Origin of the sequence: Asprobacillus argus, assembly GCF_032248395.1 — a bacterium.
GTDB classification, from domain to species: domain Bacteria; phylum Bacteroidota; class Bacteroidia; order Flavobacteriales; family Flavobacteriaceae; genus Polaribacter; species Polaribacter argus.
On the sequence record NZ_JAVTTO010000002.1, the window covers coordinates 118,133 to 131,963 of the forward strand.

The following is a 13,831-nucleotide window of genomic DNA, read 5'->3' on the forward strand; positions in this document are numbered from 1 at the left end:
ACATTTGCACGCCCTCTTATAAAATGATAGCTGCTTAAAAAATAGCACAGCTATTTTAAAATTTAAGTACTAAAACTAAAATTTATAATGAGAGGATTTAGGTCTGTAGTGGTGCTTTCACTACTTATAACAAGTTTTTCGACTTGGGGTCAAACACAAGATTTTATAGCAACCTTTAACACAGAAATAGAGGACCCAGGAAATAGCTCAATTATTTTACCAATACATGACGGAACCTATGACGTGGAAATAGATGCAGATGGTGATGGTGTCTACGAAAAGGTTGATGCTACGTCTAAATCATTGGTGAATCTGACAGGTGCGCAGAGAATTACCTTTACACATCCAGGAATCTATCAAATTCGAATTGCTCCGGGAAGTTATAACTATAACAAACAATTGCGCTTTGCTTTTAATGGAGGATATGATGCTCAGAAATTAATTCGAATAGATCAATGGGGAACCAATATTAAATGGAGTTCCATGAGAAGTGCGTTTAATGGATGTCGTAATTTGAAAATATCCGCTTCTGCCGGTGCACCCGACTTAAGTAATGTAAGGGATATGGCCTTTATGTTTGTAAACGCAACATCTTTAGGTCAGGAAGATCTAAGTACATGGAATGTATCCAATATAACCAATATGAGAGGCACATTTATAAATGCAAGGTCTTTCAATGGCAATATTAGTACATGGAATGTTTCCAATGTGACCAATATGTGGCAGATGTTTAACAATGCTACTAGTTTTAACAGAGATTTGAACAGTTGGAACACCAGTAACGTATCTGATATGACGAGCATGTTTAAAGATGCAACTGCTTTTAATCAACATTTAGATCATTGGAATGTATCCAATGTTCAGAGTTTTAGGTATATGTTCTCTGGAGCAAGTTCCTTTAATGGTCGTTTAGGCAATTGGGATCTGCAACGGGCTACCAGTTTATCGCATATGTTTAATCATGCAACAGCTTTTGATCAGGACATTAGTCATTGGCACTTTCCCAATGTACATAACATGACCAGTTTCTTAATTGGCGCAAGCGGGTATAGTACTCAGAATTACGATAAATTATTGACAAGATGGTCTACTACAAATACACGAATAGGGCTAAATTTTGGTGCTCCTCCGACGAGTTTTTGTGATGGACAGGATGCGAGATATGTACTTACGAACTCTTATTATTGGAATATTACCGGAGATACAGGTTATGAATGCCCGGTATCCGCTCCAGAGCTTATGGTAGAGATCAAGGCATTTTTACAGGGACCACATCATGAAGCATCAGGCCTGATGAGAGATGATTTAAGAGTGCATATTCCTTTGACATCGCCCTATGCTGACGGAACAACGATTAAAGAAGAGATTCTGCAGGTAACTGGTAATGATGCTATTGTAGATTGGGTTTTTGTTGAGTTACGCGATAAGAATGATAAGAATACGATCATTTCAAAATCATCTGCATTATTGCAAAGAGATGGAGACGTTGTTGCGTTAGATGGAATATCGGTATTTCGGATTGAAGCAGCTATAGATACCTATTATATAGTGCTAAAACACAGAACGCACGTACCCATTATGACACATAATACGATGGATCTCAACTCCACGACTGCGACTTCTATAGATTTTAGTAATGGAAATAATGTCTATGGAGGCACGACTGCGATGCATAAAACTACCGGGAATGTACACACATTAATGTGCGGAGATATTAACGGAGACGGACAAATAAATACACAGGATCTGATATTAGCTTTCGAGGAAGTAGGGAAATCCGGCTATTCTGCTGCAGATACTAATATGGACGGCCAGGTGCAGACGACAGATATCGTTCAAATGTTAGCTCCTTTTATAGGAAATGGAGTTCAATTTTAACATCTTGTCTCAATCGAAAAATTCCCTGGATGACCCATAAAATCTAAAAAATCGAAAATTTTAGTTACCGTACAGAGTCCTTTTGTTACAGAAAAAGGACCCTGTACTACATAAGACCTTTTTTAGGGTTGGTCTTGAAATGATTCGTTGAAATTTTGTACTAATTATATATACAGAACTTGCTAAAAAGAGTGTACAAATGAGGAGAATTACGATTATAGGTATAATTGCTATGTTTTGCTGTGTGACAACGGGTTGGGGTCAGGATTTTAGATTGACTTTTGATACCAGTTTGGGCAGCGGCTCTAGTACTGTTACGATTCCAATGAGCGGTGGTACTTATGATATAGATCTGGATGATGACGGAGATTTTACAGATACAGGAGATGGAGGTGCCGTAGTGAATGTATCAGGATCATATGCTATTGATTTTGGTGGTCAGGCGCAATACACCATTCGTATACAACCAAATGCTACATTTAATAGTGGTGGTTCTTTGCGTATTTCTTTTGGAGGGACCACGGATGCAGAGAGGTTGTTATGGATTCAGGAATGGGGTACAAAAATTGTGTGGACTTCCGTGGAGGGAGCCTTTCAGGATTGTACTAACATGAATATTGCTGCTTCGGCTGGAGCTCCCAACCTTTCAGGATTAACTAGTCTGGGGGAAATGTTTCCCAATGCGACCTCATTAGATCAAGATCTAAGTTCATGGAACGTATCGCACATTACTTCGATGATAAGAATGTTCCAGGGAGCGACTTCCTTTAATGGAAATATAGAGAATTGGGATACGGGAAATGTGATCACTATGAGCCAAATGTTCTTAGGAGCCACCTCCTTTAACGGAGACATAGGTTCATGGAATACAGAGAATGTTACTAGTATGTCATCAATGTTTTCCGGTGCTACTTCATTTAATAGGGATATAGCTTCATGGAATACAGGGAAGGTTACCGATATGTCATCAATGTTTTTCGGTACCATCGCTTTTAATCAATCATTGAACAACTGGAACGTTTCCAAAGTCATGAGTATGGACAATATGTTCTCTGGTGCTACAGTTTTTAATGGAACGATTTTAAATTGGAATACAGCCAGTGTTACTTCAATGAATCAGATGTTTTCTAATGCGCGGGCATTTAATCAACCTCTAAATACCTGGAATGTTTCCAAGGTAACGACTATGCGATCTATGTTCTCTGGTGCTACAGTTTTTAATGGAGTTATTTCAAACTGGAATACATCTAGTCTAACAGATATGTTTGGGATGTTCTTTACAGCTACTGATTTTAACCAAGATATAGGTAATTGGAATACGTCTGCGGTGACCAGCATGAGTGGAATGTTCTCAGGAGCCAGTTCGTTTAATCAGAATATCGGTGGTTGGAATACCTCAGGAGTAACAGCTATGCAATTCATGCTTACCAATGCAGCTGCATTTGATCAGAATATCGGTAGCTGGAATATAAGTGCAGTAGCTAATATGACTCATATGTTAACCGGAGCAAATAGTTTTAGTAGGCAAAACTATGATAACTTGTTAACTGGCTGGGCGGCGCAAACGGTAACACCGAATGTTACATTTGGTACGCCTCCTACGGGTTATTGTAGCGGGTCTGCTGGAATAAATACCTTGATGAGTTCACCTAACAACTGGACGTTTTCTAACGATTTGGGAGCTCTTTGTAATGAGTTTGTTATAACGTTTGATACGCGCTTAGGTACCAACCCTGGTACGACCATTACCTTACCAATAAGTGTCAGTAACTATGATGTAGATACCAACAACGATGGTACTTTTGAGCTCCTTAACCAATCGGGTACGCAGACCATTGATTTAGGTACTCCTGCACGAGAACAAACCATCCGTATTCGACCTAGTTCGGGGAACCAATTACGTATTGCCTATGCCAATGCCAATGATGGAGAAAAACTGATCCGAATAGATGATTGGGGACCGAACATTGTTTGGACCTCTATGGAGAGTGCTTTTTATGGATGTTCTAACATGAATATTTCTTCGACTGCTGGTACCCCTAATTTAAGTGGACTGACGAATATGGCCTTTATGTTTTGGGGAGCTTCCAAATTAGATAAGGACTTAAGTTCCTGGAATACTTCTACAGTTACCAATATGCAAGCAACCTTTTTTGAGGCGACGATCTTTAATGGAAATATAACTACCTGGAATACCTCCAATGTTACCAATATGGGATTCACATTTGGAAGCACTTCAGCTTTTGATCAACCCATCGATACTTGGGATGTAAGCAAAGTAACCGCTATGACGGGTATGTTTCAAAATGCTACGGCCTTTAATCGACCATTAAATAGTTGGAATGTCTCCAATGTTTTATATATGAACTCTATGTTCAGTGGCGCCAGTGTTTTTAATCAAAACTTAAATAATTGGAACACGGCTAAAGTAACTACGATGAATAATATGTTCCAAACCGCTAGTGCCTTTAATGGAAATATCAGCAATTGGAATACTTCAGAAGTTACAGGGATGGCCTTTATGTTTATCAATGCTTCGGCGTTCAATCATGCTTTAAATTGGGATGTCTCTAAAGTAACGAACATGTCCAATATGTTTAATAGTGCGAGTATTTTTAATCAGAACTTAAACAGTTGGAATACCTCAAAAGTAACTTCTATGTCAGCGATGTTTGCAGGCGCAGTAGCTTTTAATGGGAATGTTGCCAATTGGAATACGGCTTTAGTAGAGAATATGAGCTATATGTTCTTCAATGCCACGGTATTTGATCAAAACATAGGAGGTTGGAATGTGTCCAGTGTTACCAATATGGCCGCGATGTTTAACAAGGCAGAAGCGTTTAATCAAGCCCTCAACAGTTGGAATGTATCTAATGTTACGAGCATGAACGGGATGTTTACCTCCGCAGAAGCTTTCAGTCAGGATCTAAACAGTTGGAATGTTTCCAAAGTGACGGCAATGAACAATATGTTTCAAAGTGCTAGTGCTTTTAATGGAAACATCAGTAACTGGAATACATCCAGTGTTACTAATATGGATTTGATGTTTATCAATGCGAGCTCTTATAACAAAGACATCAGTAGTTGGAATGTTTCCGGAGTTACTACAATGGCATCCATGTTTGCCAATGCCACCGGTTTTGATTCAGACAACTATGATAGTTTATTAGCAGGTTGGGGATCACGTTCCGTCCAATCGCCCATAACATTTGGAGCGCCTCCTACGACTTTTTGTGGGGGAGCAGAAGGAAGGAAAGCGTTAATCGATGCAGGTTGGACCATTGATGGAGACACAGGATTGTCTTGCCCCGATCATTTAGTATTAACTTTTAACACTACTATAGATGATCCTGGTAATAAAACAATTGACCTTCCTATCAGCGGTGGAGCCTATGATGTAGACCTCAATAGTGATGGTGTTTTTGGAGATACAGACGCTGCGAGCGTGGTATTAGAAAATTTAACAATAAAACAAACGATTACGTTTGCTACTGCAGGAGAGCACACCATCCGTGTTCGCCCGCATCCTACAAATAATGTAGGAAAACAACTCAGAATTAATTTTGCAGGAGACGCGACAAAAAACCCACAAAAACTTACTAGCATAGAACAATGGGGAGATATTGTTTGGACTTCTATGGAAAATGCTTTTCATGGTTGTAGGAGTATGAATATTTCAGCTACAGCAGGAGCACCAGATCTAAGTGCTGTGACCAATATGGCATTTATGTTTCAGGGAGCAACCAATTTGAATCAAGATTTAAGCGGATGGAATGTTTCTACTGTCACAAATATGCAAGGACTGTTTTTTGAAGCTTCAACTTTTAATGGCAATGTGAGCACATGGAATGTAGAGAATGTATCCAATATGAGCTATGTTTTTGCAAGTGCTCCAGCCTTTAACCAACCTTTGAATTCCTGGAATGTAAGTAGTGCAACTTCCATGGCATCCATGTTTAGTGGTGCCACTTTGTTTAATCAGAATCTAAGTAGTTGGAACACTTCTACAGTGACCACAATGAGCGATATATTTTTGAACGCTACTTCTTTCAACCAAAATTTGAATAACTGGGATACGTCTAGTGTTACCACTTTGCATAATGCTTTCAAAGAAGCAAGGGCATTTAATGGAAATATTAGTAGCTGGAATACAAGTAGTGTCACAGCTATGGGCTTTATGTTTGCCAATGCCTTTGCTTTTAATCAAGATATAAATAGTTGGAATGTTTCCAAAGTTACCACTATGGCTGGATTGTTTTACGGAGCTTCAGCATTTAATCAACCTCTAAATTCTTGGGATGTTTCCAATGTAGCCTTTATGAATGCAATGTTTATTGGCGCTAGTGTCTTTAATCAAGATTTGAATTCTTGGAATGTTTCTAAGGTGACGACCATGAACAGTATGTTCCAAAATGCCACTGCTTTTAACGGAAATATCAGCAGTTGGAATGTATCTACAGTTGTAAGTATGTCCAGTATGTTTAATGGCGCTAGTGTTTTTAACCAGGATGTCAGTTCTTGGAATACCAGTAGTGTAACAGATATGACAGCAACGTTTGCCGCTGCAACAGCTTTTAATGGCAATGTGAGTAGTTGGAATACAGAAAATGTTACAGCGATGTCAGCGATGTTTTCTAGCGCCTCTAATTTTAATCAAGATGTAGGTTTTTGGAATATTTCTAAAGTAACTACGATGGCTGGATTTTTGAGTGCAGCTACTAGCTTTAGCACAGAGAATTACGATAAGTTATTAATTGGTTGGGCAGCACAATCGGTACAACCTAACGTTACTTTTGGTGCACCTGCAGTTACTTTCTGTGTTGGAAAAAATTCACGAAATATATTGACAGGTTCACCTAACAACTGGACAATAGGAGGAGATACAGAATCTTGTGATGATTTGGTCTTGACATATGATACTACCCAGGGAGATCCGGGTAATACTACCATTATAATACCAATGGAGCAAGGCTCATACGATATAGATATCAATAATGATGGTAATTTTAATGATACCGATTTTGCAACACCGTCAGTTTCGTTGGTAGGTTTAACGGGTATACAGACCATCACATTTGATAGCCCGGGGGAGAAAACGATTCGTATACGTCCTAGTAGTACTAATAGCAACAGTCAATTACATCTTCGGAACTTAGGGGTGTATGCTGCGCAAAAGTTAATGCGCATTGACAAGTGGGGAAATACTATTGTTTGGAGTTCCATGGAAAACGCATTTTCATCGTGTAGTAACTTAACCATTGCTGTAGATGCAGGAATCCCCGACCTAAGTCAGGTAACAAATATGGACTCCATGTTCAGAAATGCAAGTTCCATGAACTATGATTTCAATGATTGGGATGTAAGTAAAGTAACCGCAATGGGTTTTATGTTTTCTGGAACGTCAAGCTTTAATGGAAATATCAGTAACTGGAATACAGCCAGTGTAACTAGCATGTCCAATATGTTTCATTATGCTGCAGCATTCACTGGAGACATTAGTAATTGGAACACTTCTAATGTTACCGATATGGGAGTTATGTTTACCGGAGCAACTGCTTTTAATGGTAACATAAGTAATTGGGATGTAAGTAAAGTAACCAGATTCATTAGTATGTTTGCTGGAGCAACCGCCTTTAATCAGCCTTTGAATTCTTGGAATGTAAGTAGTGCAACTTCTATGGCATCCATGTTTAGCGGAGCAACTGCTTTTAATCAACCAATAGATAGCTGGAACGTAAGCAACGTAACCTCTATGGGAGATATGTTTAGAGGGGCTACTGCCTTTAATCAAGATGTAAGCTCCTGGAATACATCAAGTGTTACCTATATGCGTCGAATGTTTCAAGATGCTACTGCCTTTGATCAGGATGTAAGTGCATGGAACGTAACTTTAGTCTCCAATATGGATGACATGTTCTTAAGTGCGACGGGATATAGTTTTATGAATTATGATAAGTTGTTAGTAGGTTGGGCAGCACAGAATGTACAGGAAAATATTTCTTTCGGAGCGCCACCTTCCAATTATTGTGATGGTGCATCCGCAAGAGATCTGCTAGATAGAGCAGTTGCTCAGGGAGGTAAAAACTGGACTATTAGTGGAGATCTTACCGTAAAATGTCCTGACTTGACGATAACATTTGATACTACTCAAGGCGATCCGGGTAATACCACGATCATTATCCCGATGGTAAATGATGGTGTAGGCAGGTATGATGTAGATATAGATAATGATGGAAGTTTTGCAGATACCGGAGATGGAGGAGCGTTGGTCAACGTCATAGGTACACAGGTCATAGACTTTGGTAGTTCGGGGCAAAAAACGATCCGAATTCGCCCTAATCCGACAAATAACCCAAGTAATCAATTGCGGATAGCCTATGCAAATGGGAATAGTGCACAAAAACTTTTGAGTATAGATAATTGGGGAGAAAATATTATATGGACATCCATGGAAGATGCTTTTCACGGCTGTTCTAATATGAACATTTCTGCTACAGATGGTGCTCCTAATTTAAGTATGGTTACTAGCATGCATAGTATGTTTGAGAAAGCCAGTTCTTTTAATAGTGATATTGATGGTTGGAATATGAGCAATGTAACGGACATGAGCAATATGTTTTACGGAGCCAGTGCATTTAACACATATATTGGGAGTTGGAATACCGGTAATGTAACCAACATGAACAGTATGTTTCGTGAGGCTAGTATTTTTAATATGAATATTAGTAGCTGGAATACTGCTAACGTAACCGATATGTCTAGTATGTTTAGAAGAGCTACCGCGTTTAACAAAGCATTGAATACATGGGACACGGGAAAAGTAACTACTATATCCTACATGTTTGAAAGAGCTTCAGCGTTTGATCAGTCTTTGAATAACTGGAATACTTCCAATATAACGACGATGTCTGCTGTTTTTTCATATGCCAGTGTGTTCAATCGAAACCTTAATAATTGGGATACGAGTAAGGTTACACTAATGAGCGATATGTTTTATAGAGCCACAGCTTTTAATGGAGATGTTACGAGTTGGAACACTTCCAACGTTACTGAAATGGCCTATATGTTTGGAGAAGCCACTAATTTTAATCAAAACATAAGCAATTGGGATACGGGAAATGTTGTTGATATATATGATATGTTCTTCAACGCAACATCCTTTAATCAACCATTAAATTCATGGAATGTAGCTAAGGTAAATAGCATGTATGAAATGTTCTATAAGGCAGCAGCTTTTAATCAGGATTTAAGCTCATGGAATGTTGAAAATGTTACAGATATGTCTAGCATGTTCGAGGAGGCCACTGTATTTAATGGAAACATTACCGGATGGAATACTAACAATGTAACTGATATGGGGTCAATGTTCTCTAGAGCATCAGCGTTCAATCAAGACATTAGCTCCTGGAATGTTTCAAAGGTTACTATTATGACAGGAATGTTCTACCGGTCATCTTCGTTCAATCAAGACATTAATGTCTGGAATGTTGATCAAGTTACGGATATGAATGATATGTTCCGCGACGCGACTGCATTTAATCAGGATATCAGTTCATGGAATATTGTCAACGTAGGCAATTTCGCAAACTTTTTAAAAGATGCGACTAGTTTTGGTGCCGGAAATTACGATAAGTTACTAATTGCCTGGTCCGCCTTATCTGTACAAAGCAATTTGACATTTGGAGCACCACCAATAAGTTACTGTTTAGGTGAAGCAGGAAGAAATATATTAACAAATGCACCTAATAACTGGTCGATCACCAATGATACAGGAAGGTTGTGTTATTTCCAATGGACCTTTAATACTGAATTGGGAGATCCTGGAAATAAGACTATTATTTTACCAGTTGGAGAAGGAACCTATGATATTGATGTAAATAATGACGGAAATTTTGCAGGAGAAGTGGATGCTTTGGGCAGAACGATGGAGAACCATTCAAATACGACAACGATCAATTTTGCACAACCCGGAATTTATACGATTCGAATTAAACCAAATAGTTCCAATACCAACAATCAATTACGAATTCGATTTGCCAATGCACATGCTGCGCAGAAGTTGGTAAGTATCGATCATTGGGGAGATCAAATTATTTGGACGGAGATGAATAGTGCTTTTGCAGGTTGTGTGAACATGAACATTAGTGACAATGCTGGTGCTCCTAATTTGAGTATAGTAACAGATATGCGTTTTACTTTTTTTGGAGCCACTTCTTTCAATCAGGATATCAGTAATTGGGACATTTCAACCGCTACTCATTTACGAGATTTTATGACCGGAGCAACGAGTTTCAGTTCCGACAACTATGATAAACTATTGACAGAATGGGCCAAATTAACGTTTACCAATAACTACGGTTTTGGGGCTCCGCCAACAACATATTGTGAAGGAGAGGCTGGAAGGAATACCTTGATTAATTCACGCGGGTGGAATATTACCGGTGATTCAGGAAGGTCGTGTAATGAAGCAGTACTGGCCTTTGATACAACACTGGGAAATCCGGGTAATGCAACTATTGTTCTACCGATAAGTGACGGAGCTTATGATGTAGATTTTGATAATGATGGCCTATATGGAGATACAGATGCTGCAGCCAAGAATCTGAACAACTTGACAGGAACACAGACCATTACCTTTAGCAGCAATGGATCTAAGACCATTCGAGTTCGAATCAACAAAGAAAACAACAGCAGTCAACAATTACGAATCACTTACGCCGGAGCAAATAGTGCACAAAAATTGACTTCAATAGAAAGTTGGGGTAGTATTGTATGGACCTCTATGGAGCAGGCCTTTCAAGGTTGTACCAATCTGAGTATTTCTGGATCGGCAGGAGTACCTGATTTGACAATGGTGACGAGTATGAGATCGATGTTCTTTAATGCCACAAACTTTAATAGTGATATTAGTGCCTGGAATGTTACGACTATAACAGATATGAGTTCTATGTTCCAGAATGCATTTAACTATAATCAGCCATTGTTTGCATGGAATGTGAGCAATGTGACCACGATGGCCCATATGTTTCATGATACATGGCGATTTGATCAGGATATCAGTACCTGGAATGTTACGAATGTAACGGATATGACCTCGATGTTTCACGATGCTCGCGATTTTAATCAAGATCTAAGCAGCTGGAATGTATCTAAGGTGACCAGTATGCGTGAAATGTTTAAAGATGCACTGCTCTTTAATGGGGCTGTTTCTTCATGGAATGTCGGTGCTGTAACCAATATGAACTCCATGTTTCAAAATGCCGAAATGTTCGATCAAGATGTGAGTAATTGGGACATTTCCAGTGTCACAGATATAGACTTGTTTTTAAGCTTGGCATCGAGTTATAGCTCTGAAAATTATGACAGACTGCTCATTCGATGGTCTGAATTGACGGTGCAACCAGGATTGACCTTTAGAGGGCCTCCAACAACTTATTGTGCAGGAACCGATGGTAGAAATACCCTAACCAGCGCCCCTATAAATTGGACCATCAATGGTGACACCGGGACATCCTGTACAGATTTTTTGGCAACGTTTAACACCACAGAAGGAGACCCTGGGAGTAGAACGATCACGCTACCCATACTAGACGGAGCCTATGATGTAGACATTAATAATGACGGTGTATTTTCGGATGTTGATTTTTCACCAACACCTCAGTCACTTGTTAATTTAACAGGGATTACTACGATCACTTTTGCAAGTGCAGGTTTTCACACCATTCGTATTCGTCCCAGTAACACAAATACCTCAAAAAGATTGCGTATACGTTATGCGGGAGCAAATAATCCTCAAAAATTATTGGTACTCGGAGAATGGGGGAATAACATTGTCTGGACCTCTATGGAAAGAGCATTTGAAGGTTGTACGAAGTTCTACATTTTTGGAAGCCCAACGGCTCCAAATATGAGCATCGTTACAGATATGAGCTATATGTTCGCCGGAACAAATTCATTCAGCAATATAGGTGAAAACTGGGATACCTCTGGTGTCACTAATATGCAAGGAGTCTTTTATCAGGCAGCAGCTTTTAGAGGCAATATCTCTGGTTGGGACATGTCGAACGTTACCAATATGGAGGATATGTTTAAAGAAGCAAGTCAGTTTAATGTAGACATTAGTACCTGGGATGTTTCGAAGGTTACCAATATGAGAGGAGTTTTTCATGGTGCAAGCGCATTTAATGGAAATATCAGCAATTGGAATACTTCTAATGTGACCAATATGGTAGCGATGTTTCAGGATGCAAGTGCATTTAACATGAATATTGACAACTGGAATACCTCGAACGTCACCAATATGTTAGGAGCTTTTTCTGGAGCTACGGTATTTAATCAGCCATTGAATAATTGGGATGTTTCAAAAGTGACCAATTTAGGTTGGATGTTTTGGAAATCTCCGGCTTTTAATCAGGATCTGAACTCCTGGAATACTTCTAATGTGACGATCATGACCAGCATGTTTGAAGAAGCTACCGCCTTTAATGGAAACGTTAGCTCCTGGAACACTGCTCAGGTGACCAATATGCGTCTAATGTTTAGTGAAGCTTCGGCATTTAATCAACCATTGAACAATTGGAATGTAGGCAATGTTACTGTCATGTCCCATATGTTTAGATTCGCTACTTCATTTAACCAGGATCTAAACTCCTGGGATCTATCAAGCGCAACAGATATAAGAGCCATGTTTGGAAGTGCGAGTTCTTTTAATGGTAACATTACAGCATGGAATGTTCAGAGTGTCAGTACAATGGAAGGTATGTTTGCTGGAGCCACTGAATTTAATATAGATATAAGTGGATGGAACGTGAGCAATGTAACCAATATGTCGAATATGTTCAATGTAGCTAGTGCATTTAATCAAGATCTTAGTGGTTGGAATGTCTCGAATGTAACAAATATGACCACTATGTTTCTTAATGCAACTGGTTTTAGTAAAGCAAATTATGATAGTCTATTATCGGGTTGGTCCACCAGGTCTGTGCAGAATGGAGTGGCTTTTGGAGCTCCGCCTACAACATATTGTGATGGAGAAGCAGGACTTAATATCCTCACAAATGCTACAAATCAATGGACTATTTCGGATGACCTTGGGAAAAGTTGTCAGGTTTTGGTAGATGTCAAACTATTTCTTCACGGTCCTTACGAATCAGGTCCTGGTATGATGAGAGCGGTTATATCTATGCATTTACCTACGAATACACCATATTCCGATGGGGCTACAGCAAATTCAAGTGTATTTGATGTTACGGGCAACGATGCTATTGTAGATTGGGTGCTGGTAGAGCTACGTGATAAGAATGATATCACCTCGGTATTATATAGTGCCTCAGGTTTAGTGCAACGGGATGGAGATATTGTTGCCGTAGATGGTGTGTCTCCGCTAAGCATTACAGCGGATATAGATGATTATTATGTTTCTGTGGATCACAGAAGTCATATTCCTATTGCTACAGATGCCACCTATAGTTTAAGCGGTACGGCAACCACTATAGACCTTACGGTGAGCACGAATGTAAGAGGAGGAGGAGGATTTATGCATGATCTAGGTGATGGAAAGCATGCTACGTTCGGAGGAGATCTCAATGGAGATGGTCAAATCAATACCGCTGATCTAATATTAGGTTTTGCCTCGATAGGTTTTCCCGGGTACTTAATTCGAGATCTGGATTTGAATGGACAAACACAAACTTCTGATATGACCAATGTCTTGGTAAAAGGGCTAGGAAAAGGGAAACAGTTCTAACCTCTTGTTATTGAGAAAATTCAAGCAAAATAGATTGAGCGTTTGTTACAATAAAAACAGCCGTTGTTACAAAAAAGGAACAAAAGACTACATGAGTGTTATTTAACTCAATATCCAGGAAAAATAGTTGAATTTTTGTATTAGGATGCTTGTATGTAGTAACGATAAGCAGCCTTAAAAGAAACAGAAAAACATCTTCAAACGAAT

2 protein-coding genes are annotated in these 13,831 nt (G+C 39.2%); both read left to right on the forward strand.

Annotated elements, in window-relative coordinates; all coding sequences use genetic code 11:
• Nucleotides 1-87: 87 nt before the first annotated feature.
• Complete coding sequence (locus RQM59_RS04345) at nt 88-1,878, forward strand: BspA family leucine-rich repeat surface protein (RefSeq protein ID WP_349240855.1); 1,791 nt, start codon at nt 88-90, stop codon at nt 1,876-1,878.
• A gap of 199 nt (nt 1,879-2,077) precedes the next feature.
• On the forward strand, nt 2,078-13,624 hold the full coding sequence (locus tag RQM59_RS04350) for a BspA family leucine-rich repeat surface protein (RefSeq protein ID WP_349240856.1): 11,547 nt from the start codon (nt 2,078-2,080) through the stop codon (nt 13,622-13,624).
• The last annotated feature ends 207 nt before the right edge of the window (nt 13,625-13,831 follow it).

Bases quoted from the DNA above. Each gene is read 5' to 3' on its own strand.
- RQM59_RS04345 (WP_349240855.1), top strand. From the start codon at position 88: ATGAGAGGATTTAGGTCTGTAGTGGTGCTTTCACTACTTATAACAAGT.
- RQM59_RS04350 (WP_349240856.1), top strand. From the start codon at position 2,078: ATGAGGAGAATTACGATTATAGGTATAATTGCTATGTTTTGCTGTGTG.